The organism is uncultured Roseovarius sp. (assembly GCF_913057115.1).
Lineage (GTDB): Bacteria > Pseudomonadota > Alphaproteobacteria > Rhodobacterales > Rhodobacteraceae > Roseovarius.
On the sequence record NZ_CAJXNN010000044.1, the window covers coordinates 1 to 26158 of the forward strand.

Consider the following 26158-nt stretch of genomic DNA (forward strand, 5'->3'; position numbering starts at 1 on the left):
AGGTAATTGGCCGGGTTCACCGACAGGGTGCTGTCATCCACCGGCGCGCCGTCCGAGATCACCATCAGGATCTTGCGCGCCTCGCGGCGGTTGACCAGACGTTTGTGCGCCCATTCCAGCGCCTCGCCGTCAATGTTCTCCTTGAGCAACCCTTCCTTCATCATCAGGCCAAGGTTGTCACGGGTGCGCCGCATGGGCGCGTCGGCGGATTTATAGATGATGTGGCGCAGGTCATTGAGGCGACCGGGCAGTTGCGGGCGGCCTTCGTTCAGCCAGGCCTCGCGGCTTTGGCCGCCTTTCCAAGCGCGGGTGGTGAAGCCCAGAACCTCGACCTTCACCGAGCAGCGCTCCAGCGTGCGGGCCAGAACATCGGCGCAGATCGCGGCGATGGAAATGGGCCGCCCGCGCATGGAGCCGGAATTGTCCAGCAACAGCGTGACGACGGTATCGCGGAACTCAGTGTCCTTTTCGACTTTGAAGCTGAGCGGCGTGGTGGGATTGGCGACCACGCGGGCAAGGCGCCCGGCATCCAGCACGCCCTCTTCCTTGTCAAACTCCCAAGACCGGTTCTGCTGCGCCTGAAGGCGGCGTTGCAGCTTGTTGGCAAGGCGGCTGACCGCGCCTTTCAAGGGCTCCAACTGCTGATCAAGGTAAGCGCGCAGGCGCTCAAGCTCGACCGGCTCGGCCAAATCCTCGGCGCGAATCTCCTCGTCGAAATCGGTGGAATAGACGATGTAATCCGGGTCGGCCTCTGAAATCGGCGCGGGCGCGGGCGGCTCCATCGGGGCCTCGCCCTCGGGCAGTTCTGTTTCCTCGCCCATCTCCTCGTCGGCCATGTCGTCCATCGACACCTGGGCCTGGCTTGCGTCCTGCTGTTCTTCCTGGCTGCGTTCTGCTTCGGCGTCGCTGTCGGAGTCGTCGCTGTCGTCTTCGCCGGAGCTGTCGGGCTGTTCCTCGTCCTCCCGGCTTTCCTCGGCCTCGTCCTCGGCGTCATCCTCGGGCGCATCCGGATCATCGCCCAGTTGATCGCCATAGCCCAGATCTTCGATGATCTTGCGGGAAAAGCGGGCAAAGGCGGCCTGATCGGCAAGGGTGTCTTCCAAGCCTTCCAAGGTGCCACCGGCCTCGGCCTCGATGAAATCGCGCCAGAGGTCCATGACGTTTTGTGCCCCTTCGGGCAATTCCCGCCCGGTCGCCAGATGGCGCACAAGGTAGCCTGCGGCCGTTGCGAGCGGCGCATCGGCCCGGTCACTGATCTGGTCATAGCCCATGCGCTGCGCTTCGGCACCGATCTTGGCGTCGATATTGCCGGCGGTGCCGGGCATCTCGCGCGCGCCGATCGCTTCGCAGCGGGCGGTTTCCATCGCCTCGTAAAGATCGCGCGCCATCTCGCCCGCCGGGGCATAGCGGGCATGCAACCCACCATCGTGGTACTTGTGCCGAAGCGCCAGCGCATCGGCGGTGCCGCGCGCCTGCAAGACCTCGTCGCGGGTCATCCGGCGGCTGACCTGCGGCAGGCGCATGGAATCGCCCGACAGGCCCGCCGGATCGACCGAATAACTGACGTTCAGCTCCGAATCATCCGCGATGACCTTGGTGGCCTCGGCGAGCGCCTTCTTGAAGGGATCTGCGGGATTGTCGTTGTTTTGAACCATCGCCAGCTTCCTGTGTCAGACCCGTGCCGGGACTGCGCCCTTCTTCTGTTCCAAAATATCCCGGGGTGAGGCCGAAGGCCGAGGGGCAGAGCCCCTCATGGCGCGCGCAAGCGCGCTCCCCCTGTCTGCGCCAATGGCGCAGTCCGTCAGGTCAAACCCGGTCACCCCAAGCTCATGCTGGCCGCGCTTTCGGGCAGTTCCTCGTCAAAGCAGCGCTGATAGAACTCGGCCACGGTCTGCCGCTCAAGCTCATCGCATTTGTTGAGGAAGCTCAGCCGGAAGGCATAGCCCACGTCGCGGAAGATGGTGGCGTTCTGCGCCCATGCGATCACCGTCCGGGGGCTCATCACCGTCGACAATTCGCCATTCATGAAGGCGGTGCGCGAAAGGTCGGCCACGGTGACCATCTGGCTGATGATCTTGCGCCCTTCTGCGGTGTTGTAGACCGGGTTCTTGGCCAGCACGATGTTGGTTTCGGCATCGTGGCTGAGGTAGTTCAGCGTGGCGACAAGGCTCCAGCGGTCCATTTGGCCTTGGTTGATCTGCTGGGTGCCGTGGTAAAGCCCGGTGGTGTCGCCCAGACCCACGGTATTGGCCGTGGCAAAGAGGCGGAAATAGGGGTTCGGCGTGATGACCTCGTTCTGGTCCAGAAGCGTCAGCTTGCCGTCGGCCTCCAGAACCCGCTGGATCACGAACATCACGTCGGCGCGGCCCGCGTCGTATTCGTCAAAGACGATGGCGGTGGGGTTGCGCAGCGCCCAGGGCAGGATGCCTTCGTGGAACTCCGTCACCTGCTTGCCATCGCGCAGCTTGATGGCGTCTTTGCCGATCAGGTCGATCCGGCTGATGTGGCTGTCGAGGTTGACGCGCACGCAGGGCCAGTTGAGGCGGCTTGCCACCTGTTCGATGTGAGTGGATTTGCCGGTGCCGTGATAGCCTTGAATCATCACGCGGCGATTGTGCGAGAAGCCCGCCAGGATGGCTAGGGTCGTGTCCGGGTCGAATTTATAGGTGCTATCCAACTCGGGCACGCGGTCGGTGCGTTCGGCGAAGCCTTTGACCACCATATCGGAATCAATACCGAACACCTCTCTGACCGAAATCTCTTCGGTCGGTTTTGCATTCATGTCGATGCTGCCGTCGGCCATTGGCGCAATCCTTCACTTCACGGTCTGTCTCAATTCGTGCTCCGTCGTGCAACATATCGCGCGGAAGGGCAAGGGAAAGGGGAAGTTTTGCATTGGCCTCACGACAAACCACGTTAGGTTGGCGGTTCAGGGAGACAGTGAACCACATGGCGACTCGCGACGACATCGAAGCATGGCTTGCCGCCTGTACCACGGGGGACAGGCGCGCATTTGGCGCGCTTTATTCCGCGACCTCTGCGAAACTTTTTGGCATCTGTCTGCGTGTCTTGGACAACCGGGCCGAAGCTGAAGAGGTTTTGCACGACGTCTATGTGAAGATTTGGCAGAATGCCGGTCGGTATCAGGCCAATGGCCTGAGCCCGATGACGTGGCTGATCACGATCGCGCGGAATACAGCGGTGGATCGTCTGCGCAAACGGCGATCACCCCCCGCCAGCATGGAACAGGCCGAAGAACGGCCCGATCCCGCGCCGGGGCCTGAGACACAGGCGATCGCGGCCTCCGAGGGGGGCCGTCTGAGCGCCTGTTTTGACGAATTGGACGAGGGTCACGCGCAAGCGGTGCGCGGGGCCTATCTTGATGGCGAGACCTACGCCGATCTTGCGGCGCGTTTCGAGGTGCCGTTGAATACGATGCGAACATGGCTGCGGCGCAGCCTGTTGAAACTGAAGGAGTGCCTCTCGCGATGAGCGACGAGTTGCCAGAACGCGACGCCGACAAGGCCTTGGCCGGGGAATATGCCCTCGGGCTGCTGCCCTCCGACGAGGCAGCGGTCTTCGAGCAGCGTCTGGTGAACGAGCCCGAGTTGCGGGCGCTTTATGCCGAGTGGTGCGAGGATCTGGCGGCGCTGACCGACAGGATTGATCCGGTGGCCCCGCCGCCGCGATTGCAAGGCCAGGTGGAAGCTGCCTTGTTCGGCGCGCCGGCTGGAAAGTCTGGCGGCATGGGCTGGTTCGGCGTGTTTCTGGGCGGGCTTGCGGCGGCGGCCTTGGCGCTTGGGCTGATCTTCGGGGCCGATCTTTTGCCGCGTGGCCCGCAAGCGCCCGCCGATCCGGCCTATGTCGCCGAAGTGGCCGCCGAGGATGGCAGCCTCGTGGTCGCTGCCGCTTACGATGCCGAGGCGGGCGAACTGTTCGTCGATCGACGTCAAGGCGGGCCGCGTGAGGGCCGAGCGCTTGAGCTATGGTTGATCGCTGGCGAGAACGCGCCGGTGTCCTTGGGCGTTTTGCCGGGCGATGCGCAGGCCGCGCTTGCCGTCCCTCAAGACCTGCGTCCGCAGCTTGCTGGCGGCATCCTGGCGATTTCCGACGAGCCGCCGGGCGGGTCGCCGACGGGGGCGCCCACCGGCGATGTACTGGCTGTCGGGCCGATCACGAACACGTGATCACTTGAGCTGAAACTCTGTCGGGTGGAGTTGCGTGCCTTCGTCAGCTTCGGGCAATCCAGCCCGAGCCGACAGAGGAGATTGAAAGATGTTCAAGACAGGATTTTTCACCGCGACGGCCGTTGCATTGGGTCTTGCCGCCGGAACGGCGAGCGCCGAAAACCCCATGGTGGGTGGCGCGCCGATGTATGCGGACAAGACCATCGTGGAAAACGCCGTGAATTCGGCGGACCATGAGACCTTGGTCGCGGCTGTCAAAGCGGCGGGCCTTGTCGAGGTTCTCAACTCGGAAGGACCGTTCACCGTTTTCGCGCCCACCGACGATGCTTTCGGGATGCTCAAGGATGGCACCGTCGAGGCGCTGTTGGAGCCGGAAGCCAAGGACCAACTGGCCAATATCCTGAAGTGCCACGTCGTGGGCACCGAGGCGATGTCGATGGCCATCAAGGGTATGGTGGATGACGACGGCGGCGTGCACCCTGTGCCGACGCTGGGTTCGTGCACTTTGCAGGCCACCTACAGCGGTGACAAGATCATGCTGGAAGACGAGCGTGGCCGCACGATCAACGTGACGATTGCCGATGTCGACCAGTCGAACGGTGTGATCCACGTGGTTGACCGCGTGATCCTGCCGCCGCAGTCGTAACGCTCACCGGATTGTGTGGAGCCGTGCATTGTGCGGCGGCTCCACACAGCACAGATTTCTAGAAACGTAGCTGTTAGGAGGTCCGTTATGAATCGCCGTCGCTTTTTTGCCCTTGCCCTTGGAACTGGGGGCGCCCTGACACTGGCCGGACGTGGTATCGCGGCGAGTGGTGACTTCGAGGTGACCCGCAGCAAGGCCGAGTGGAAAGCCATGCTGAGCGATCTTGAGTATCGCGTGATGCGTGAAGAGGGGACCGAACCGGCCTTCTCGTCGCCTTTGGACAAACAGTATGATGACGGCATCTATCATTGCCGGGGCTGCGATCTGGCGCTGTATTCCAGTAAACACAAGTACGACAGCGGGACCGGCTGGCCGAGTTTCTGGCAATCCTTGCCGGATGCGATCGGCACCAAGCGGGATTTCAAGCTGATCTATCTGCGCACCGAGTGCCATTGCCGCCGCTGTGGAAGCCACTTGGGCCATATTTTCAACGATGGCCCGCAACCCACCGGTAAGCGGCATTGCCTGAACGGGGTGAGCCTTGTGTTCAAGCCGGCCTGACTGGTGCAACGGCGAAGGCCAATTCGAGAGGCTGAACACGGAACCGCCCCGGCGCAGGTGCGCACGGGGCGGTTCTTTGCTTCAAGGTCAGCGCGTTACTTGAAGTAACGGCTGTCCTTGATCTGGTCCCAGGCCCAGACGACCTCTTGCAGTTGTTCTTCTTGGCTGCGGTCACCACCGTTGATGTCGGGGTGCAGCACCTTGATGAGCTTCTTGTAGGCCTTGCGGATTTCCACCTTGGTCCAGGTATCCTCGGCTTCGAGGATCTCGATCGCCTTTCGCTCGGTCGGGGGCAGTTTGCGTCCGCCGCCCTGTTTCTTGCCCGGGTTCTTGGTGGCGTTTTCGCCCAAGACCTGATGCGGGTCTTCGATGCCCAGACGGGCCCAAGCGCGTGCTTCGGGGTCGGAGAAGGACTTTGTCTGTCTTTCCCAGACCTTGTCCTTGGACATTTGCGCGTTCATCTCGGCCTCGGTGGTGCCGTGGAAGAAGTTCCATTTCAGATTGTATTCGCGCACATGGTCCTTGCAGAACCAGTAGAATTCATCCAGCACGTCCGGCGCCTTGGGCGCGCGGTATTTGCCCGGCTCGTTGCAGCCCTCGTGTTCACAGACGCGGGTGGAGGTTTCGGAGGCACCGGACATGCCACGGCGGCCGCGCGGATTTTTCTTCTTCGCGGAAGACACGGACATGTCGAAACCGAAGGGATCTGACTTGGACATGGGGCTACCTTTTCGACTCGGAGCGGTGATTTTAGGTCAAAACGAGATGAATTGAAGGGGCAAAATCCGAAAAATTCACGACTGTGGCGGAGGCTTGCCGGTTTTGGGTCAGGGGCGGCTCGGGGGCGTGTCTTCCGGGTTTTCGCTTTCTGCGGAATCCTCGAAAGGTGTTTGGTCTCCCGAAGTGTCCCTGAGGTCGATATCCGGGGTCTCTACTGTCGCGACAGGGGCGCCTTCGACCGTGGCTGTGGCGGGGGCGGGGCGACGGAAAACAAGGACGCTGCGGTAGACGGTATGCGAGGAGGTCAGGCCCTGGCGTTCCTCGGAGGGTAGAATATCGGAGCGCTGATATTCCCAGCCTTCGGCGGCTGCTTCGTTGATAACCTCCTGTAAACTATGGGCAAATCGCGCGTCCGCCCCTTTGACGCCCGGCGCTTTGCGGCCCTTGGTGGGCGCGGGGATGACCCGGTATTGATAGGCTGTCATGGAAGCGTCCCTTCTAAAATGCGCGCCACATCCTAGACGTTTGGACCGCTAGTGCAAGAGGTGATGGCGCCGCATGACCACAATAGAACCCCCGGAGTTTGGTTGAAACTCCGGGGGTGATCGGTTTGTCGTACGGGTTGTACGAAAATCGCTTATTCGGCGGGGTGCAAAGCCCCGGTGGTTTGTTCGGCGGGGTGCAGGATGCGCTGTGCCACAAGACCACCCGCGATGATCGAGGCCAGCGCGAGGACTGCTGCCAGCGACAGGGTCGGGACACCGGCAAGGCCCGCGCCCACGGTGCAGCCACCGGCGAGAACACCGCCCAAGCCCATGAGCACGGCCCCGGCGAGGTATTGGCCGGTCTGGCGTGGCGTTTCGAAACTTTGCCACTGGAAGCCGCCCGACAGAAGCGCGGCGACCAGGGCACCGACGATGACACCGCCCAGAAGGCCCGCGCCGAAGTTGGCGGAAACGGCGGTGGAGGCCACGGTATAGAAAATCGAATCTGCGGCGGGCGATGTGAAGGAGAGCGACTGCATCGCGATGGGATCGAAGTCATCGTAAAGGACGAAGCCGGTGCCGACCCAAGCCGAGGGAACAAGCGCGCCGATCAGCGCGGCGAGGGCGAGGGTTGTTACGCGGTTGCCGGACCGTAGGGCGAAAATCAGTGCGACGGCGGCGATGAGCGCCGTCCAGATCAGCGGATTGCCGGGCAGGGCGGCAGAGTCCAAAGGCAGGGTGACGCTGCCCAATGTGGTGCGAACGGGGGCCAAAACGCCCTTGAGCGCGGCGTGGGCGGTGATCGCGAAGACGATCAGCACGAGCGCGGCGCGCAGGTTGCCCGCGCCTGTCAGGACCGTCAGCCGCGAGATGCAACCACGGGTGAGCACCATTCCGATGCCGAACATCAGGCCGCCGGCGATGATGGCCAGAACCGGGAGATCCGCCGCCATGAAGCGGTGATCGGCGAAGGAGATCACGCCTTGCGCCACGGCGAATTGGGTGCCCAGAAGGGCCACCGCAAGCGCGGTGAGCCAGACACCGGCGGCCTGTTTGCGATCCTCGCCGACGACTGCGCGGCGCAGGCAGAAGCGGGTGATCTGGGCCAGGCCACCGAAGACGGCGCCAATGGCCAAGGCGAACCAGACGGCGGCCTGCGGGGCGGTGAGGGTTTCAAACCCCAAGGATTCGAACATGGTTTTGCTCCCGAATGCGGAATTTTGTTCCATGTGGCGGGGAAAATCCTCTGGATCAAGGCTTTGGCGATGAGGTTTTTGGTTACTGCGCGGGAAGCTGTTCTGGTTGGCGGCGTTGGGGAGGACGCTGTTCCGGTTTGCCGCACATGGGCTGCTTATTGATCCGGTTTGGCCCACTTGCGGGGTATGCGGTTTTTATTCGCTTTTCAGAGCGCTCCTCAGCCCTGACGGGCTTCTTCGCGAGGAGCGGTAGCGATGAGCGCGCCGTGGGCTACTGTCTTGGATCATAGCTTTGGCGCAAGGATTCCCCGGCCCATGTGACGATCAGGACGATCAGCGCGAAGAGCGCGCCGGGGGCGAGAGCGCGGGCCGGATCGGTTCCGAGGTAGGGCAGCGCCTCGTGCAGGAGGCTGCCAAGGCTTGGGGTTCCGGGCGGAAACCCGAGGCCGAGGAAGGACAGGGTCGACTCTGCGATCATTGCGCTGGCCATGGCCAGCGTTGCGGAGGTGACAAGCGGGGCCATCGCGTTTGGCAGGATATGGCGTATGGCCACCTGCCAGGGCGGTACGCCCATGGCCTGGGCGGCGCGGGTGAATTCCATTCCCGAGAGGCGCAGCACCTCGGCCCGGATCAGGCGGGCGCATTGCATCCAGCTTGTCAGGCCGATCACGGTGGTGATGAGGACGAAACTGCCGACCGTCTGGCCCAGAGCCGCTGTCAGCGGCCCGTGGAAGAGCATGACCACAAGCAGCATCATGGGCAGCATGGGCAGGGCGAGGCAAAGGTCGGTCAGGCGCATGAGCCACGGGTCAAGGCGGCGGGACATGCCGGCCAGCAAGCCGACGCCTGTGCCGAGGAGCACGGTGAGCGCCATGCCGGCGAGCCCCGTCAGCACCGATATTTGCCCTCCCAGCAGAAGCCGCGCAAGCCGGTCGCGGCCCAGCCTGTCGGTGCCGAGCGGATGCGCGAAGGAGGCATCGAGATTGCGCAGCGTGAGGTCGGGTGCCGTGGCTCCGGGGGCCCAGAGTGGCGGCGCGGCGAGCAGGCCGAGGACCATAAGCCCAAGCGCCCAGAGTGCGCGGGAGGGGCGGAGGCTCATCGTGTAAGCCTTGGGTCGAGCCAGCGATAGGCGGCATCGGCCAGCAGATTGGCCAGCACGACAAGGACGGCAACCAGCAGGGTTATGGTTTGCACCACCGGCAGGTCGCCGGCGTGGATCGAGGAGATCAGCAGATGGCCTATGCCGTTGATGGCGAAGATCTGCTCGGTGATGATCGCGCCGCCGACGATCTGTGGCAGGCCGAGGGCCACGATGGTGACCACCGGGATCATGCTGTGGCGCAGGACGTGGCCCATCAGAAGCGCGCGTGGGCCAAGGCCCTTGGCGCGGGCGGTCCGGATATGATCGGCACCCAGAACCTCGATCGCGCTGGCGCGCAGGTGCCGGGTCAGTTGCGCGGTGATTTGCAGGGTGAGGACGGCGACCGGCAGGATAAGTTGCCTGAGTTCGGTGCCGAGGCTTGCGGCATCGGTGATCCGCAGGCTGTTATCATAGCCCGAGGGTAGCCAGCCAAGCGTGATGGAAAAGACCCAGATCAGCAGCAGCCCGGTGACGAAAGGCGGCAGCGCGTAGGCGGTCATGGTGAGGGCCGTGGTGGCTTGGTCAGCGGTGCTGCGATAGCGGTGCGCCTGCCAAAGGCCCAAGGGAAGGGCGCAGGCGAGGCCGAGCGCATAGGACAGCCCCATGAGGCGCAGTGTTTGCGGAAGGCGGTCGGCGATAAGCCCCATGACCGGGCTGCGGCTGTGCCAGCTGATGAGGCGGGGGGCACCTTCGGCCCAAGTGGTGCCAAACAGGGTATCGCAGAGGACCAGCGGCTCGACGATCAGCGCCTGCCAGAGCCAGAGGCCAAGCCGCGTGGGCCATGGGGCGTCGAGGCCCATGGCCTCGCGCATGGCGGCGCGCACCTCGGGTGGCAGGGTCAGGGGCATTTGTGCCAGCGGGTCGCCGGGGGCAAGCGAGAGCAGCCCGAAAATCGCCAGTGCGATGGCCAGCAGTGAGAGGCCAAGCGACAGCCCGCGCCGGGCCAGCCGGATCAGGGGGCGCGGCGCCATTCGGCGATGTTCCAATAGGGACTGCCCCAAGGGTTTAGGCGGGGGCCTTCGAGGTCCTTGGCGGCGGCGGCCACCCGGCCGCGATGTACCAAGGGCACCAGAGCGTGACTGTCGGTGAGACGGCGCGACATTTTCTGCACGAGCTGTGCCCGGGCCTCTGGATCGGCGGTTTCGGCCAGCTGCGCCGAGAGCGCGTCGAAACCCGGGTCGCAGATGCGGGCAATGTTGGCGCCTTGCCAGTCGGTTTCGGGCGAGGGGATGTTCTCGCAGCGCCAACCGGCAAGGAAATTGCCCGGATCGGTCCCGGCAAAGGCCGAGGCGAACATCTGCACATCGGCGTCGAATTTCTGGAAGGTGTCGGGGTTGGCGGGGTCGGAGCCGAAGAAAATGCTGGCGTCGATGGCGCGCAGATTTGTTTCAACGCCGATTTGCCGCCACCAGTCTTGAATCACGACCTGGAAATCCTGCCGAACCGGGTTCACCGAGGTCTGGAAGTCGAGGCGCAGGGGGCGTCCATCCTTGTCGCGCAGGCCGTCGCCATTGGTGTCGCGCCAGCCCGCCTGATCGAGCAGCGCGCGGGCGCGGGCGAGATCTTGATCGGCGCAATCCTCGGGCTGTGGCGGGGCGAAGCGGGCCGGCGCGGGGATCAGCGCGCAGGTCACGCGGCCCGCTGGACCATAGCCCAGATCGACCAGCGCCTTGCGGTCCAGGGCGAGGCTGAGCGCCGCGCGCACCGAGGGATCGGACAGAATGGGATGCGGATGCGCGCGGGTGGAGCCTGTCGCGCCCGACGCGGGGTCGGGATCGGTCAGGTTGAACACCAGTCGTTCCAGAAGCGGGCCGAAGGCGGTGAGAAGCCTGCCGCCCCCTGCGGTCTGCATGGATGTGAGCACCTCGGGCGGGAGTTGCAGGTTGGCGGCGAAATCCGCCTCGTTGGTTTGCAGCACGGCGCGGGCCGCCCCGGCGGCGTCACCACCGCCTTGCAGGATCACCCGGTCAAAGCCGGGCTTGCCGGGGGTCCGATACGCCGGATTGGCGGTGAACTCTGCCATGTTTCCTGGCTGGAAGTCCTTGACCACGAAGGGGCCGGTGCCGATGGGGGCGCTGTTCTGGGCGCTGCAGGTTTGCGCCTTGGGGCCAAGGCAGTCAGCGAACTGCGCCTGCTGCAGGACCGGCGTTTCCGGGCCGACGAAGGCCTGATAGGGCATCGGGCGGGGCGCGTCGAAGTGCAGGGTGACGGTTTGGGCGTCGGGGATGTCGATGCGCGACACGCCATCGAATTTCATGGCTTGCGCGCAACCCGCGCCCTCGGCCATGCAGTATTCCCAGGTGAACCGCAGATCCGCGGCGGTGACCGGTGTACCGTCAGACCAGGTAAGCCCGTCGCGCAACCGCCATGTGATCGCCGTACCATCGGCGGCGATGCCGCCGTTTTCAAGAGTGGGGATCGAGCGGGCAAGCCAAGGCACCAGTTTTCCGTCGGGATTGGTGCGTGCAAGCGGTTCGAGCACGATACTGGCGGCCTCGACATTTTTGGCACCGGCGGAGAGATAGGGGTTGAGCGTTGCGGGGGCCTGCCAATTGCGCAGGCGCAGGGTGTCGCCGTGACTGCGGGTTTCGGCCAATGGCTGCGTGGGCGTGGCGAGCGCCGAACATAGCGCGATCACGGCGGTGATTGCGTGGGTTTTCGCAGGGCGGCGGGTCCAGTGAAACCGGTTGTGTCTAAGGTCTTTCAATTGCACGAAGTCCATTCATTACTACGCGGATACAGTCTGCGAATTATCCTTGGGTATGCAACCCTTGGTTTTGCCTGCTTCGGGAATTCACCGGCAGTTTTGAAAGTTTGGCGTTGAAATCCGCGCCAAAGCCGTCAGGTTGACGGTGACACCCCGAATTCGAGGATACGCGCGATGCCCGTGAAGAACCGCTTTGCCGAATTGCATGATGAGATCACCGCGTGGCGACGCGATATTCACCGCCACCCCGAAATCCTGTTTGAAACGCAGCGTACCAGCGCGCTTGTGGCCGACAAGCTGCGCGAATTTGGCTGCGACGAGGTGGTGACAGAGATCGGGCGCACCGGGGTTGTCGGTGTCATCAAGGGGCGTGAGACCGGATCGGGCAAGGTGATTGGCCTGCGGGCTGATATGGACGCCTTGCCGATCCACGAGGCGACGGGCGTGGACTATGCCAGCGAAACGCCGGGGGCGATGCATGCCTGCGGCCATGACGGGCATACCGCGATGCTGTTGGGCGCGGCACGATACCTGGCCGAGACCCGTAATTTCGATGGCACCGTCGTGGTGATCTTCCAGCCCGCCGAAGAGGGTGGCGGGGGTGGCCGCGAGATGTGCGAAGACGGCTTGATGGAGCGTTTTGGCGTGCAGGAGGTTTACGGCATGCACAACTGGCCGGGGATGCCGGACGGGACTTTCGCCATCCGCCAAGGCCCGTTTTTTGCCGCCACCGACCTGTTCAAGATCGAGGTCCGGGGCGTTGGCGGCCATGCCGCCAAGCCGCACGAGACCGTGGACCCGGTGGTGATGACCGCGCAACTTGTCAGCGCCTTGCAAAGCATCGCCAGCCGCAATGCCGACCCGACCGAACAATTGGTGGTCTCGGTCACCTCGATGGAGACCACATCGAAGGCCTTTAACGTGATCCCGACAGGTGTGAACCTGATGGGGACCGTGCGCACGCTGAGCCCGGAGATGCGTGATTTGGCCGAGACACGAATGAACGCGATTTGCGAGCATATCGGTATGGCCATGGGCGGGGAGATTTCCCTTGAGTATCAGCGCAATTACCCGGTGATGGTGAACCACGAGGCGCAGACCGCGTTCGCCGCTGAAGTGGCAAGATCGGTGAGTGGGCAATGCGACGAGGCACCCTTGGTCATGGGGGGCGAGGATTTCGCCTTCATGCTGGAAGAGCGGCCGGGGGCCTATATCCTTGTCGGCAATGGCGATACCGCCATGGTGCATCACCCCGAGTATAACTTTAACGATGCGGTCATTCCGGCGGGCTGTAGCTGGTGGGCGGAGGTCGCCGAGCAGCGGATGCCTTTGGGCAGGTGACCGCGCGGGGATTTGGGGGGCTTTGCCCCCATCGCCTTGCGGCGATTCCCCCAGGATATTTTTGAACAGAAGAAGGGCTAAGGGGCGGTCCAGAGGGCCTCGTAGACCTTTGAGATGCCTTGGGCCTCGGCACTGACGCTGAAGATGGTTTCCGCGGCGCGGCGGGCGGACTTGGCCATTTTTTCGTGGTGGTTTTCCGAGAGTAGCCTTGTCAAGGCGGCGGCGGTGGCGGGCGCGTCGTCTTCGGGCACGATCAGGCCGGTGGTGCCGTTTTGCGAGAAATGCCGGTAGTAGCCTGCGTCGGTGGCGACGAAAGGCACGCCGCTGGCCATGCCTTCTAGGGGGGCCATGCCGTAGCCTTCGTAGCGGGGCAGTTGCACGATGGCCGAGAGCGCCCGGGTGAGTGTGGGCAGTTCATCGGGGGCGATTTCGCCGGGGAAAAGGATTCGCTCGGTGAGGCCAGCGTCGGCAATTTTCTGTTTGAGGTCAGCAAGAAAGGCTTGATCGGATTTGGCAGCACGGCCGATGACAAGCGCGGTGGCGTCCGGATCATCGGGCAGATAGGCGAGCATGGCGTCGACAAAGCGGTCGGTGCCTTTTTCGGGGCGGATGCGGCCGATGGTGGCAATGCCACGCGTGCCGGGGTGGCCCGTTGCGGCCCAAGCGGCGGCGCGGTTCTTGGCCGGGGTGAAATAGCTACAGTCAACGCCGTGGGGGACCACCGCGCGGACATTGGGGACGAAGTCGGCCGCGTGCTCGGTGGTGGCGATCACTGCGTCCATTTTCGAGATCAGCCAGCGGGGGAAGGCGGAATGGCGGCGCTGGGCGGCGGAGGTGAAGACGATTTTGACCGGCAGGCGCAGCACGTCGCGCGCCCAGAGGGCGGCGCGCATCTCGGTGTTGCGGCGCACGTGCCAGATGGTGAAGGGACGGTTGGGCGGAGCCTTGCGCGAGAGGCGGCGCGCCTCACTTTTGCTGATCGGGTCGGGGCAGCCGGGTAGGGGGTGGCCGGCAAGCGCAAGGTCATAGTGCTGCATTTGCTGGCGGATCACACCGGCGGCGGTGGCCGAAACCCCGGTAAAATTGCGGTTGAAATTGGTGACGATCAGCTCGGGCACTGGGGTGGGCCTTGGTGTTGTGTGCCCTGTGCTTAGCCGAGCGACAGCGCCTTGGAAAGGGTTTGGGCGGTGTCGTGCAGGGCGTCGGCCTGTGCGGCGGCGAAGGCGTGGCTCTTGTCGCGGGCGGTGTCGAGGCTTTGCGGATCGCTTAGAAGTGTGTGCAAAGCACCGCTTAGCATCTTGGCGTCGGGGACTTCCTTAGAAGCCTCTTGCGCCCCCAGATCGGCGTAAGTATCGGAAAAATTGGCATAAAGCGGGCCGTGCAGGAGGGCGGATCTGGCATGAGCAGGCTCGTAGGGATTATGGCCACCCACCGGCGTGAAGGAGCCGCAGAGGCAGGTCACTGGGCTAAGCGCATACCAAAGGCCCATCTCGCCCAAGGTGTCGGCGAGGTAGGTTTGGGTTTCGGGCGTCAGGGCCATGCCGGTGGAGCGGCGGGCGGTGTTGAGGCCAGCCTCGGCCATTTTCGCCTCGATCGCGGTGGCGCGTTCGGGGTGGCGCGGCACGAGGATCAGGAGCGCCTCGGGGTGGTCTTTCAAAAGCGCCTTGTGGGCCTCGATCATCACCTCGTCTTCGCCCGGATGGGTGGACGCGGCAAGCCAGAGGGGCCTGGGGCCGATGAGGTTTTGCAGGCGGGTGAGTTCGCCCGTGTCATAGGGCAGCGCGCCGGAGAGGGATTTGAGGTTCACGCCCGGCGCGGCCTGTGTGATGCCGATGTCGTGGAAATGGCGGGCTGTGCGGGTGTTTTGGCAGTGGATCAAGGTGAAATGGTCCAGCAGGTGGCGCGCGGTTTTGGCCAACCGCTTCCAGTTTCGGGCGGAATTCTCGGAAATCCGCGCGTTGATCAGAGCGAGGGGCAGGCCGCGCGCCTTTGCCCCGCGCAGCATGTTGGGCCAGAGTTCGCTTTCCACGAAAACACCTGCGTCGGGGCGCCAATGGTCGAGAAACCGGTCGACGGCCCGGCGGGAATCCAGCGGTGCGAATTGGTGTTGCGTGCGGGGCGGCAGGCGGTTGGTGACGATCTGGGCGGAGGTGGCCGTCCCGGAGGTGATCAGGAAGGACAGATCGGGGTGCTGCCTGCCCAGTTCGTCGATCAGGCCGAGTACCGACAGGCTTTCGCCGACGGAGGCCGCGTGAAGCCATAACAGGCGGCCTTCGGGGCGGGCCAGGGTGGCGCGGCCCATACGTTCCTTGACGCGGGAGGGTGCTGTGCCTTGGGCCTCTAGTTTGGCGCGGACGCGGCGATAGGCCAGCGGCGCGATCAGGTTGGCGGCCACGCCGTACAGGCGGACCGGTAGGGGCGCGGCAGGCCCGGACATCAGCCGCCGGTGTGGCTCATGTGCCGCGACATGCGGCCATCCACCGATTGGCGGGAATAATCGAAGTCATGCCCCTTGGGTTTGAGCGCGATGGCGGCGCGAATGGCCTCTTCCAGCGGCGCGTCGCTGTTGGGGTTGTTGCGCAGGGGCGCGCGCAGATCAGCCATGTCTTCCTGACCAAGGCACATGTAGAGTTCCCCGGTGCAGGTAAGGCGCACGCGGTTGCAGGATTCACAGAAATTATGCGAAAGAGGCGTGATGAAACCAATTTTTTGTTCGGTTTCTTCAAGTTTCACGTAGCGGGCCGGGCCGCCTGTGCGCTCGGGGAGGTCTTCCAGCGTGTAATTTTCCGCCAGTCGCGCGCGCAGATCGGTGAGCTTCCAGTATTGATCCAAACGATCCTCGTTGCCGATGTCACCCATCGGCATCACCTCGATGAAAGTGAGGTCCATGTCGCGGCTTTTGCACCATTCGACCAGCGTGAAAAGTTCATCTTCGTTGAAGCCTTTGAGGGCCACAGTGTTGATCTTGACCCGAAGCCCTGCACGTTGCGCCGCATCAATGCCTTTGATCACCTGCGGCAGGCGGCCCCAGCGGGTGATGTCGGCGAACTTCTTCTCGTCAAGCGTATCGAGGGAGATGTTCACGCGGCGGACGCCAGCGGCGTAGAGATCATCGGCGAAACGTTCAAGCTGACTGCCGTTGGTGGTGAGGGTCAGTTCCTTGAGGTCGCCCGATTCGAGATGGCGGGTCATGGCATTGAAAAAGGTCATGATGCCCTTGCGGACCAAGGGTTCCCCGCCAGTGATGCGCAGTTTCTCAACGCCTAGCGCGACGAAGGTGGAGCACATGCGATCCAGTTCTTCGAGTGTCAGGAGTTCCTTCTTGGGTAGGAACGTCATGTTCTCGGACATGCAATAGACGCAGCGGAAATCGCAGCGGTCGGTGACGGAAACGCGCAGATAGGAGATCGCGCGTTGGAATGGATCAATCAAGGGTGCGGTCATGGGTAAAACTTAGGATCTCTGCCGATGTGGGGCAAGTACGATCTTGGTCGTTGCAGGGGGCTTGGAGCGGGTTTACTGTGGTTTTTATGAAGGTGAGCTTTGCAATCGTCATTATGGCTATGCCTTTGGCTGCCTGTGCGCCGGGACAAGGACTTTTTGACCCTCAGCCGCGCAGCGCCGACAATAATATTGTTGTTCTGAGCCCGGCCGAGGGGCAAACACGGCCCAAGGTGCGGCCTTCGGACGGCACGGCGTTGCGGCCACCTTCGGGTGCACGCACGGCAGAGGCCTTTGATACGACAACTCAAGAAGAGCGCGCGGCGGCGGTTCAAACAGCGCAAACCGAGACACGGGCCAGCCTTCTGGGCACGACAATCGCCTCGCTCGGGGCGCCGTCCGAGCCGGGAATATGGATGAAAACACCGCTTGCCGACAGCCCCGGCAAGGGGCGGGTGGATGATCCGGCCAGCGGCGGATCGGTCGCGGTGGACCTGATACCACTGGATGCGCCGCGCGGAGCGGGCAGCCAGTTATCGCTTGCCGCAATGCGGCTTTTGGGCGTTGGCTTGACCGAACTGCCTGAAGTTGAGGTGTACCGGCTGCCCTGATCCGGGCGTCACTCGACGGTGACGGATTTCGCCAGATTGCGCGGCTGGTCTGCATCGGTGCCTTTGGCGACAGCAGTGTGATAGGCCAAAAGCTGTGCGGGTAGGGCGTAAAGGATCGGCGTCAGGACCGGGTCGACCTCGGGCATGGTGATAAGCATCCACGCGCCTTCCTCTGCCGCCGTTGCCCCGGCCTGATCGGTGATGAGCATCACCTTGCCACCACGGGCCATCACCTCTTGCATGTTCGACACCGTCTTGCCGAAAAGACCGTCACAGGGGGCCATCACGACCACTGGCATGTGCTTGTCAATCAGGGCGATCGGGCCATGCTTCAGCTCACCCGATGCATAAGCCTCGGCATGTATATAGCTGATTTCCTTTAGTTTTAATGCGCCTTCCAGCGCAAGCGGATACATCAGGCCGCGCCCGAGAAACAGCGCATTGTCGGCTTCGGCCAATTGCCGCGCGGCGTTCTTGAATGCCGGGTCCAGTTCCAGCGTGTGGGTGATGATCGCTGGAAGACCGCGCAGCTTGGACAGGGTGTCGGCGATCTCGTCAGGGGTGCGTGTGCCGCGGTCCTTGGCGGCCTTGAGCGCCAGCAACAAGAGCACGGTCAATTGGCAGGTGAACGCCTTTGTGGAGGCCACGCCGATTTCGGTTCCGGCGAGGATCGGAAGGGCGATATCGCTTTCGCGGGCGATGGAACTTTCCGCCACGTTGACCACCGACAGCACCTTGGCGGCGCGCCCCTCGCAATAGCGCATGGCGGCCAGCGTATCGGCGGTTTCGCCTGATTGGCTGACGAACAGGGTACCGGTGCGGGCCGGGATGGGCGGTTCGCGATAGCGGAACTCGGAGGCGATATCGACCTCGACCGGCATTTCGGCCAGTTGTTCGAACCAGTATTTTGCGGTCAGGCAGGCGTAATAGGCGGTCCCGCAGGCGACCATGGTCATCCGATCCAGATCTGCGAAATTAATCTCTTCGCCGGGCAAGACCACGTCGCGGCCATCGTCGGAAAGATAATGGCGCAGCGCTTCGCCAATCACCACGGGTTGTTCGGCGATTTCCTTGGCCATGAAGTGCTTGTGCCCACCCTTGTCGACCTGCGTGCTGTCGATCGTAATGGTGCGCATCTCGCGATTGGCCAATTCGCCGTTGGCATCAGTGATGGTGACGCTTTCGCGGGTCAGAACGGCGATGTCGCCTTCTTCGAGATAGGTGATCCGGTCGGTGAAAGGGCCAAGCGCAATCGCGTCGGACCCGACATAAACCTCGCCGTCGCCGTGACCAATGGCCAGCGGGCTGCCTTTGCGGGCGGCGATCATCAGGTCGGGTTCGCCGTCGAAGAGAAAGGCGAGAGCATAGGCGCCTTCGAGCCGGTCAATTGTGGCCTTGGCCGCATCGACGGGCGCGAGGCCGAGATCCAGATAGAGCTTGGTCAGAAGGGCCACGGTTTCGGTATCGGTATCGGTATCGAACCCGATCCCCTTTTCCCCGAGATCGGCGCGCAATTCGCGGTAATTCTCGATGATGCCATTATGCACCACGGCGACCGGACCTGCCCGATGCGGGTGGGTGTTGCCCAGCGTCGGCGCGCCATGGGTGGCCCAGCGGGTATGCCCGATACCCGCCTTGCCGGGCAGCGGTTCATGCACCAAAAGGTCGGAGAGGTTGACCAGTTTGCCCACCGCGCGGCGGCGGTCCAGATGACCGTCATTCAATGTCGCAATGCCGGCGCTGTCGTAGCCTCGGTATTCAAGCCGTTTGAGGGCCTCAACGAGAATTGGCGAGGCTTCGTGTTTGCCCAAGACGCCTACAATACCGCACATTATCCTGCCCCTTTGTCGCGATTTGACTTTTTACTCTTTAGAATTTCGAACAATTTGCGCGCCATGCCGGGTTTTTCGATTTGATCGGCGCGCGCAAATGCCAAGGCGCCTTCTGCCACGTTCTTCGTGATGACGGACCCCGAGGCCGTCATCGCCTCGTCGCCCACAGTGACGGGGGCGACGAGCATGGTGTTGGAGCCGATGAACACCCGCTTGCCAACCTCGGTATGATGCTTCATCACGCCGTCATAGTTGCAGGTGATGGTGCCAGCCCCGATGTTGGTTTCCTCGCCCAAATGAGCATCGCCGATATAGCTGAGGTGATTGACCTTGGCGCCGGCTTCGATCACCGCGTTCTTTGTTTCCACGAAATTGCCGATGCGGGTGTTTTCGGCCAGTTCCGTGCCGGGCCGCAGGCGGGCATAGGGCCCCACCACCGCGCTGCGCGACACATGGCAGCCTTCGAGATGGGAGAAGGCGCGGATATGCGCGCCGGACTCGACGGTGACGCCGGGGCCGAAGACCACGTTCTGCTCGATCACCGTGTCGCGGCCAATGTGGGTGTCATGGGCGAAATGCACGGTTTCGGGGCAGGTGAGAGTGACGCCGTTCTGCAGCGCCTCGGCCCGCGTGCGGGCCTGAAAGGCAGCCTCGGCCTGGGCCAGTTCGGCACGGGAATTGACGCCCATGGTCTCGGCCTCGTCACAGGCGATGGCGGTGGCCGAAAGCCCCTGCGACCGGGCGAGGCCGACGATGTCGGTCAGGTAATACTCGCCACTCGCGTTGTCGTTGCCCACCTGTGAGATCAGGTCGAACAACAGCGGTGCGGCGGCGCAGATCACCCCGGAATTGCAGAAGGTGATGGCGCGTTCATCATCGTTGGCATCCTTGAATTCAACAATGCCTTCAAGGGTTTCGCCCGACATTTTCAAACGGCCATAGCGGCCCGGATCGGTGGCCTCGAACCCCAGTACCACGACATCATGCGCCTTACGGGCCTCGGCCATGCGGGTCAGGGTTTCAGGCTGGATAAAGGGCGTGTCGCCGTACAGAACGAGGGCGTCGCCTTCGTAGCCTTCCAGCAATGGCGCGGCTTGGGCTACGGCATGGGCGGTGCCCTTCTGCTCGGACTGGATGGCGATTTGCGCGGTTACGTCATGGGCTTGTGCTGCTTTGCTGACGGCCTCGGTGCCATGACCGGCCACCACCACCGTATGATCGGGTTTCAACACCGCGCCAGCCTTCATCGCATGCACCAGAAGCGGCGCGCTGGCGACCTGATGAAGCACCTTGGGCAGGTCCGATTTCATTCTGGTGCCTTGGCCTGCGGCAAGGACGATCAATGCAGTACCCATACGAAATCTCTTTGTGTTCTTTGCGCGCCCGTTTTATCCGGATACCCATTCGGTGCAAGGGGCAACGGATCAAACCAGATTTCGCTATGTGACAATCGCTGGCGGAAAGATGCCAATGGCCATGCGGTCGGGGGGACGATGCGAACAGTTGTTTTCGATTTGGATGGCACGCTGGCGGATACCAGTGGGGACTTGATAGAGGCGGCCAATGCCTGTTTCAGGGGTATGGGCGCAGGGGATATTCTGGACCCCGCGCGAGATGCCGGCACCGCCTTTCGCGGTGGCCGCGCAATGCTGACGCTTGGGATGGAACGGTTGGGACGTGCGGATGATCGGGCCGAGGTCGATCGGCAGTATCCTGTGTTGTTGGAGGCTTACGAAGCAAGCATTGACGTTCACACCATCCTGTACCCCGGCGCGATGGAGGCGGTCGAGGCCCTGAAGCGGGCCGATTACAAGGTTGCCGTCTGCACCAATAAACCCGAAGGCCTCGCGCGTCTATTGATGGCGCGGATGGGCGTGCTGGAGGCTTTCGAGGCGCTGATCGGTGCGGATACACTGCCGGTGCGCAAGCCTGATCCAGAGCCCTTGCGCGAGGCCGTGCGGCGTGCCGGTGGCGATCTGTCGCGCAGCCTTTTGGTGGGAGATACCGTGACCGACCGCGAGACCAGCCGTGCGGCGGGGGTACCTTCGGTTCTTGTGACCTTCGGGCCGGATGGGGACGGTGTGGCCGCCTTGGAGCCTGAAGCGCTGATAGGACATTACGACGAGTTGCGCGATGTGGTGCGTGGCTTGATCGGCTGAGGCTTTTGGAAAGTGCGCAAGCGGCTTTCGGGTTTCGTAAATGGCTGTGGCGCGGATACGAAAAGATTTGACCGGGCTGCCCGCACGGCCCAAAACATGGCTATGAGCGAGATATTCAAAGGCAATTTCACCCAGCAGGAGCCGATTCCCGATGAGGGGATCGAGGCGGCGCTGGAGGTGATGCGCAGCGGGCGGTTGCACCGCTACAACCTTGTCGGCGACGAGGTGGGCGAAACTGGCCTTCTGGAACGCGAATTCGCTACGTACACCGGCGCAAGATACGTGCTGGCCGTTGCCTCGGGCGGCTATGCCATGGCTACCGCGATGCGCGCGGTGGGGGTGACACCCGGCGACAAGGTGTTGACCAATGCCTTTACGCTGGCCCCGGTGCCGGGGGCGATTGCCAGTGTCGGGGCTGTTCCGGTTTTTGTGGGCGTCACCGAAAGCCTGACCATCGACCTAGAGGATCTGGCCGCGAAGGCTGGCGAAGCCAAGGTTTTGATGTTGAGCCATATGCGCGGCCATCTGTGCGACATGGAGCGCCTGATGGAGATTTGCGAGGGCGCGGGTATCACGGTGATCGAGGATTGCGCCCATACCATGGGGGCGGCGTGGAAGGGCAAGCCGTCGGGCCGCTGGGGCCTTGTGGGGTGCTATTCGACGCAGACATATAAGCATATGAATTCGGGTGAGGGCGGTTTTCTGGTCACCGATGATGATGAGATCGCGGCGCGGGCGACGATCCTTTCGGGCTCTTACATGCTTTATGGGCGCAACGGGACGGTGCCGCCTGCGGAGGTGTTCGAGCGGGTGAAGTATGAAACGCCCAATGTTTCGGGGCGGATGGACCATTTGCGCGCCGCGATCCTGCGGCCGCAACTGGCCAAGCTGGATGCGCAATGTGCGGCGTGGAATGACCGCTACGCCGTGGTCGAAGAGGGCCTGCGCGGTACGCCCGGTTTGCAGGTGGTGGAGCGGCCAGAGGCGGAGACTTTCGTAGGCTCGTCGATCCAGTTTTTGCTTTTGGATTGGGAGGATAGCGCGATTGGCGAGGTGGTCTCGCGCTGTTTGAAGCGAGGTGTGGAACTCAAGTGGTTTGGCGGCGCGGAGCCTGTGGGCTTTACCAGCCGCTATGACAGTTGGCGCTATGCCCCGAGTGAGCGGATGCCCAAGAGCGACCGGATTTTGCGCGGCATTCTGGATATGCGCCTGCCACTGACCTTCAGCCTTGAGGACTGCGCGCAGATTGCGCGGATCATTCGTGGCGAGGTGGGCGCGGTGTATCAAGGGCAGACCGCGTAAAGGATTTTGGGGGCGCTGCCCCCGCCGTTGAAAATGGGATTTTCAACGCCTCCCCCGGGATATTTTTGAACAGAAGAAGAGCCGGGCCGCGCCTGGAAAGGCCGGTGTTGCGCCTGTGCTTGGATGCGGGGGGAGGCTGTTTTGCGTGCGGGATTGACCCGACTCGCTGTTTGTGAATATAAAATGAACAAGTGTTCAATAAATACCAGAAGCGGGAGAGGACGCGCGATGTTCAACGCGGTGATGCAATTTGATCTGGGTGAGGATGTGAACGCCCTGCGGGAGATGGTTCATCGGTGGGCGCAGGAGCGGGTAAAGCCCATGGCCGCCGAGATCGACGAAAAGAACGTCTTTCCCAACGAGTTGTGGACCGAGATGGGGGAGTTGGGCCTTTTGGGGATCACCTCACCCGAGGAATATGGTGGGGCGGATATGTCCTATCTGGCGCATGTCATCGCGGTGGAGGAGATCGCGCGTGCCTCGGCCAGTGTATCGCTGTCTTATGGGGCGCATTCGAACCTGTGCGTCAATCAGATCAAGCTGAATGGCAATGACGAGCAGAAGGCCAAGTATTTGCCCAAGCTGATCAGTGGCGAGCATGTGGGCGCTTTGGCGATGTCCGAGGCGGGCGCGGGCAGCGATGTGGTGTCGATGAAGTTGCGCGCCGAAAAGCGCAACGATCATTACAAGCTGAACGGCAACAAGTATTGGATCACCAATGGGCCGGATGCCGATACCTTGGTGGTTTATGCCAAGACCGACCCCGAAGCCGGGGCCAAGGGGATCACCGCCTTTATCATCGAAAAGGACATGGTGGGCTTTTCCACCAGCCCGCATTTCGACAAGCTGGGCATGCGCGGCAGCAATACCGCAGAGTTGATTTTCGACGATGTGGAAGTGCCTTTTGAGAACGTGCTGGGCGAAGAAGGCAAGGGCGTGCGCGTTCTGATGTCGGGCTTGGACTACGAACGCGTGGTTCTGGCCGGGATCGGGACAGGGATCATGGCGGCCTGTCTGGATGAGATCATGCCCTATATGGCCGAGCGCAAGCAGTTCGGGCAGCCGATTGGGAATTTCCAGCTTATGCAGGGCAAGATCGCCGATATGTATACGGCGATGAACAGCGCAAGGGCCTATGTTTACGAGGTGGCCAAGGCCTGTGACCGGGGTGACGTGACGCGGCAGGACGCCGCCGCCTGCTGTCTTTATGCCAGTGAAGAGGCCATGAAGCAGGCGCATCAGGCGGTGCAGGCCATGGGCGGTGCCGGGTTCCTGAATGATGCCCCCGTGGCAAGGATTTTCCGCGATGCCAAGTTGATGGAGATCGGTGCGGGCACCTCGGAGATTCGGCGGATGCTGGTGGGCCGCGAGTTGATGGGGGCGATGACCTAGTGCGCGCCTTGGCTGTCATGCTGTGTTTTTCGGCGCCCGCGATGGCGCAGGACATCCGCTTTGACATCGCGCCGACGGCACGTTGTGTCGAAGAGGGCGGGCGCGAGAAATGTATTGGCAAGGCGTCGGGGGCCTGTATGGAGGCCACATCGGATGGCTATACGACCCTGGGCATGAGCGTTTGCTCCGACCGTGAATTGACGTGGTGGGATGCGCGGTTGAACCGGGTTTATCGCGACTTGAAGGCGGAACTGGCCGCGCAGGATGCGGATATGCCGGACTATGCGCCCGATCAGGAAGCGGCCTTGGTTGAAATGCAGCGGGCGTGGATTGCCTTTCGCGATGCCAAGTGCCTGTCGGAAATGGCGCTTTGGGGTGGCGGCACGGGCGGTGGCCCGGCGCATGTCAGTTGCATGATGTACGAGACCGCCGAGCAGACGCTTTACCTTGAAACTCGGTTTCCGATGAGGTGAGGCGTGCGGCGGTGGATGATCTTTGTGCCATTGATGGGTTTGGCGGCGGCATTGGTCGCCTTGGGCCTTTCCTTGGGGCGCAAGGCGGCGCTGAGCAGCGAGAGCGAGGTGATCGAGGCCGTGGCCGACCGATATGTCGAGGAGGGGGGTATGGCGCGCAGCGATTGCCATGCCCGGCCTGCTGCCTCGGAGGGGCTGTGGTTGGTGGTGACCTGCGCACGTGCGGGCGTTGGTTTTGAGTATTTCATAGACCGGTTCGGGCGCGTGGCGGATCGCGCGGCGCTGACCGGTGACAGGTGATCAAGGGATACAAGACCAAGAGATGCTGACACGATTGCCATATGACGAGCTTGTCGCGGCGTTTCGCTGGGACCTGCCTGAGCGGCTGAACATGGCTGTGCAGGTTTGCGACGAATGGGCGATGCGCGATCCTGAGCGGGTGGCGATCATTGATCTGAGCGAGGGGCGTGAGGAGGTCACGTACAGTCAGTTGCGCCGGATGGCGGATGGGCTGGCCCGAGGTTTGCAGGCGCGCGGCGTGTCGCGCGGCGATCGTGTGGGTGTGTTGCGCAGTCAGGATGCGTGGTGTGCGGCGGCGCATATCGCGATCTGGAAGCTGGGAGCGGTGTCGATCCCGCTGTTCAAGCTGTTTCGGCATGACGCCTTGGACAGCCGTCTGGCTGATGCGGGAGCGGCTTGGGTTGTCACCGATGAGGATGGTGCCGGGATGCTGGTGGGCATGGCGGCGCAGGCGCTTTTGCCCGATATCCTGACGCTGGACGAGGCGCCGTTTGAGCCTGTCCCAACCGGGCCGGAAGATCCGGCGGTTTTGATTTACACCAGTGGCACCACGGGCAGGCCCAAGGGCGCCCTGCACGGGCATCGGATGCTGACGGGGCATTTGCCCGGTGTCGAGATGAGCCATGATTTTCTGGGCCAAGAGGGCGATTGCCTTTGGACGCCGGCGGATTGGGCGTGGATTGGCGGTTTGTTCGATGTGCTGATGCCGGGGCTTGCGCTTGGGGTGTCGGTGGTGGCGGCGAGGCTGGGCAAGTTCACTCCCGAAGAGTGCGCCCGGATCGTGCGCGAAGGGGCGGTGCGCAATGTGTTTTTCCCGCCGACGGCCTTGCGGATGTTGAAGGCGGCGGATCAGCGGATTGAGGGCCTACGCAGTGTTGCCAGCGGGGGCGAGCCCTTGGGGGCCGAGATGCTGGAGTGGGGGCGGGCGGGTTTTGGCGTGACCATTAACGAATTTTACGGCCAGACCGAATGCAACATGGTGGCGAGCAGTTGTAATGAATTGTTCGCGCCGCGCCCGGGCTGCATCGGCAAGCCGGTGCCGGGCTTCGAGATCGGGGTCATTGATGAGGCCGGCGAGGTCACGGAGGGCGAGGGGGATATCGCCATTCGCCGGGGCGCGGCCAGCATGATGCTGGGCTATTGGATGAAGCCTGAAGCCACGGCAGAGAAATTTCGCGGTGACTGGATGCTGACCGGGGATCGCGGGGCTTGGGATGACGGGTATTTGCGCTTTGTCGGGCGTGAGGATGATGTGATCACCTCGGCGGGTTATCGGATTGGTCCGGCCGAGATCGAGGATTGCCTTTTGACCCACGCGGCGGTGGCCACGGTCGGGGTGGTGGGCAAGCCCGATGCCCTGCGCACCGAGGTGGTGAAGGCCTATGTGGTGCTAAAGGATGGGGTGGGGGCCAGCGAGGACTTGGCCGGGGAATTGCGCGACTATGTCAAGGCGCGGTTGGCGCAGTATTCCTATCCGCGTGAGGTAGAGTTTCTGGAGGCTTTGCCGATGACCGTGACCGGCAAGGTGATCCGCAAGGAATTGAAGGCTCGCGCGGCGGCGGAGGCAGCGCGATGATGGGATTGGCACAAATGAAAAGGGCCAGCGCGGTGGCTGGCCCTTGGGTCACTGTTCCTGTGGCGAGATCAGAATTTCATCACGTAGG

Annotated in this window: 25 protein-coding genes; 12 read left to right on the forward strand and 13 right to left on the reverse strand. The window is 62.9% G+C overall.

What is annotated here, in order from left to right; genetic code table 11:
• Positions 1-1655: cobaltochelatase subunit CobT (locus QZ498_RS14810; protein ID WP_294623596.1), on the reverse strand; the 1655-nt coding region annotated here is incomplete at its 3' end.
• A 161-nt stretch (positions 1656-1816) separates the two neighbouring features.
• Complete coding sequence (cobS, locus tag QZ498_RS14815) at positions 1817-2803, reverse strand: cobaltochelatase subunit CobS (protein WP_294623599.1); 987 nt, start codon at positions 2801-2803, stop codon at positions 1817-1819.
• A 146-nt stretch (positions 2804-2949) separates the two neighbouring features.
• On the opposite strand from cobS, the gene QZ498_RS14820 reads away from it, so the two are divergent.
• The 4 genes from QZ498_RS14820 (at position 2950) to msrB (ending at position 5394) form a co-directional block, all read left to right on the forward strand.
• The gene (locus QZ498_RS14820; protein WP_294623601.1) at positions 2950-3492 is read left to right on the forward strand and encodes a sigma-70 family RNA polymerase sigma factor; all 543 of its coding nucleotides are present in this window, start codon (positions 2950-2952) and stop codon (positions 3490-3492) included.
• Positions 3489-4187, forward strand: coding sequence for an anti-sigma factor (locus QZ498_RS14825; protein WP_294623603.1), 699 nt, complete (start codon positions 3489-3491; stop codon positions 4185-4187). Before QZ498_RS14820 ends, QZ498_RS14825 begins: the two co-directional genes overlap by 4 nt.
• Positions 4188-4275: 88 nt before the next feature.
• On the forward strand, positions 4276-4833 hold the full coding sequence (locus QZ498_RS14830; protein WP_294623605.1) for a fasciclin domain-containing protein: 558 nt from the start codon (positions 4276-4278) through the stop codon (positions 4831-4833).
• A gap of 87 nt (positions 4834-4920) precedes the next feature.
• Positions 4921-5394, forward strand: coding sequence for a peptide-methionine (R)-S-oxide reductase MsrB (gene msrB, locus QZ498_RS14835; RefSeq protein WP_294623607.1), 474 nt, complete (start codon positions 4921-4923; stop codon positions 5392-5394).
• A 95-nt stretch (positions 5395-5489) separates the two neighbouring features.
• Here the strand turns inward: msrB and QZ498_RS14840 are convergent, their stop codons facing one another.
• The 6 genes from QZ498_RS14840 to QZ498_RS14865 form a co-directional block, all read right to left on the reverse strand.
• A complete protein-coding gene (locus QZ498_RS14840) occupies positions 5490-6113 on the reverse strand; it encodes a DnaJ domain-containing protein (RefSeq protein ID WP_294623609.1) in 624 nt (207 codons plus the stop codon).
• 108 nt (positions 6114-6221) lie between these two features.
• Entirely contained in the window at positions 6222-6599 is a 378-nt protein-coding gene (locus QZ498_RS17090) for a hypothetical protein (RefSeq protein ID WP_367117656.1), read from the reverse strand.
• A 152-nt stretch (positions 6600-6751) separates the two neighbouring features.
• Positions 6752-7795: a YeeE/YedE family protein gene (locus QZ498_RS14850; protein WP_294623611.1), complete on the reverse strand. Its 1044-nt coding sequence runs from the start codon at positions 7793-7795 to the stop codon at positions 6752-6754.
• A 271-nt stretch (positions 7796-8066) separates the two neighbouring features.
• Complete coding sequence (locus tag QZ498_RS14855; RefSeq protein WP_294623613.1) at positions 8067-8894, reverse strand: ABC transporter permease; 828 nt, start codon at positions 8892-8894, stop codon at positions 8067-8069.
• The gene (locus tag QZ498_RS14860) at positions 8891-9907 is read right to left on the reverse strand and encodes an ABC transporter permease (protein WP_294623615.1); all 1017 of its coding nucleotides are present in this window, start codon (positions 9905-9907) and stop codon (positions 8891-8893) included. Before QZ498_RS14860 ends, QZ498_RS14855 begins: the two co-directional genes overlap by 4 nt.
• A complete protein-coding gene (locus tag QZ498_RS14865; protein WP_294623618.1) occupies positions 9889-11658 on the reverse strand; it encodes a peptide ABC transporter substrate-binding protein in 1770 nt (589 codons plus the stop codon). Before QZ498_RS14865 ends, QZ498_RS14860 begins: the two co-directional genes overlap by 19 nt.
• Positions 11659-11817: 159 nt before the next feature.
• Between QZ498_RS14865 and QZ498_RS14870 the strand changes: the two genes are divergently transcribed.
• Positions 11818-12984, forward strand: a complete 1167-nt coding sequence (locus tag QZ498_RS14870; RefSeq protein WP_294623620.1) for a M20 aminoacylase family protein — start codon at positions 11818-11820, stop codon at positions 12982-12984.
• A gap of 77 nt (positions 12985-13061) precedes the next feature.
• Here the strand turns inward: QZ498_RS14870 and QZ498_RS14875 are convergent, their stop codons facing one another.
• From QZ498_RS14875 to moaA, 3 genes are read right to left on the reverse strand one after another with little or no spacing between them, the layout of a single operon-like run.
• Complete coding sequence (locus QZ498_RS14875; protein ID WP_294623622.1) at positions 13062-14102, reverse strand: glycosyltransferase family 4 protein; 1041 nt, start codon at positions 14100-14102, stop codon at positions 13062-13064.
• 32 nt (positions 14103-14134) lie between these two features.
• Entirely contained in the window at positions 14135-15421 is a 1287-nt protein-coding gene (locus QZ498_RS14880) for a 3-deoxy-D-manno-octulosonic acid transferase (RefSeq protein ID WP_294623624.1), read from the reverse strand.
• Positions 15421-16428 carry a GTP 3',8-cyclase MoaA gene (gene moaA / locus QZ498_RS14885; protein WP_294623626.1) on the reverse strand — a complete coding sequence of 336 codons (1008 nt, stop codon included), beginning with the start codon at positions 16426-16428 and terminating at the stop codon, positions 15421-15423. The genes QZ498_RS14880 and moaA overlap by 1 nt, the downstream gene beginning before the upstream one ends.
• Before the next feature lie 113 nt (positions 16429-16541).
• Between moaA and QZ498_RS14890 the strand changes: the two genes are divergently transcribed.
• Entirely contained in the window at positions 16542-17036 is a 495-nt protein-coding gene (locus tag QZ498_RS14890) for a hypothetical protein (protein ID WP_294623628.1), read from the forward strand.
• An 8-nt stretch (positions 17037-17044) separates the two neighbouring features.
• Here the strand turns inward: QZ498_RS14890 and glmS are convergent, their stop codons facing one another.
• Together glmS and glmU are read right to left on the reverse strand one after the other, a co-directional pair.
• Positions 17045-18868: a glutamine--fructose-6-phosphate transaminase (isomerizing) gene (gene glmS, locus QZ498_RS14895; protein ID WP_294623630.1), complete on the reverse strand. Its 1824-nt coding sequence runs from the start codon at positions 18866-18868 to the stop codon at positions 17045-17047.
• A complete protein-coding gene (glmU, locus tag QZ498_RS14900) occupies positions 18868-20223 on the reverse strand; it encodes a bifunctional UDP-N-acetylglucosamine diphosphorylase/glucosamine-1-phosphate N-acetyltransferase GlmU (RefSeq protein ID WP_294623632.1) in 1356 nt (451 codons plus the stop codon). The genes glmS and glmU overlap by 1 nt, the downstream gene beginning before the upstream one ends.
• A 138-nt stretch (positions 20224-20361) precedes the next feature.
• Between glmU and QZ498_RS14905 the strand changes: the two genes are divergently transcribed.
• The 6 genes from QZ498_RS14905 to QZ498_RS14930 all read left to right on the forward strand — a co-directional run bounded on the left by QZ498_RS14905 (position 20362) and on the right by QZ498_RS14930 (position 26070).
• Positions 20362-21027 (forward strand): HAD-IA family hydrolase, encoded by a 666-nt coding sequence (locus QZ498_RS14905; protein ID WP_294623634.1) that lies wholly within the window; start codon positions 20362-20364, stop codon positions 21025-21027.
• 102 nt (positions 21028-21129) lie between these two features.
• Entirely contained in the window at positions 21130-22329 is a 1200-nt protein-coding gene (locus QZ498_RS14910) for an aminotransferase class I/II-fold pyridoxal phosphate-dependent enzyme (protein WP_294623636.1), read from the forward strand.
• 228 nt (positions 22330-22557) lie between these two features.
• The gene (locus QZ498_RS14915; protein ID WP_294623638.1) at positions 22558-23721 is read left to right on the forward strand and encodes an isovaleryl-CoA dehydrogenase; all 1164 of its coding nucleotides are present in this window, start codon (positions 22558-22560) and stop codon (positions 23719-23721) included.
• The gene (locus tag QZ498_RS14920) at positions 23721-24194 is read left to right on the forward strand and encodes a lysozyme inhibitor LprI family protein (RefSeq protein WP_294623640.1); all 474 of its coding nucleotides are present in this window, start codon (positions 23721-23723) and stop codon (positions 24192-24194) included. The genes QZ498_RS14915 and QZ498_RS14920 overlap by 1 nt, the downstream gene beginning before the upstream one ends.
• A gap of 15 nt (positions 24195-24209) precedes the next feature.
• Positions 24210-24494, forward strand: a complete 285-nt coding sequence (locus QZ498_RS14925) for a hypothetical protein (RefSeq protein ID WP_294623642.1) — start codon at positions 24210-24212, stop codon at positions 24492-24494.
• Between the two features lie 22 nt (positions 24495-24516).
• Positions 24517-26070: an AMP-binding protein gene (locus tag QZ498_RS14930; protein WP_294623643.1), complete on the forward strand. Its 1554-nt coding sequence runs from the start codon at positions 24517-24519 to the stop codon at positions 26068-26070.
• Positions 26071-26158 lie beyond the last annotated feature (88 nt).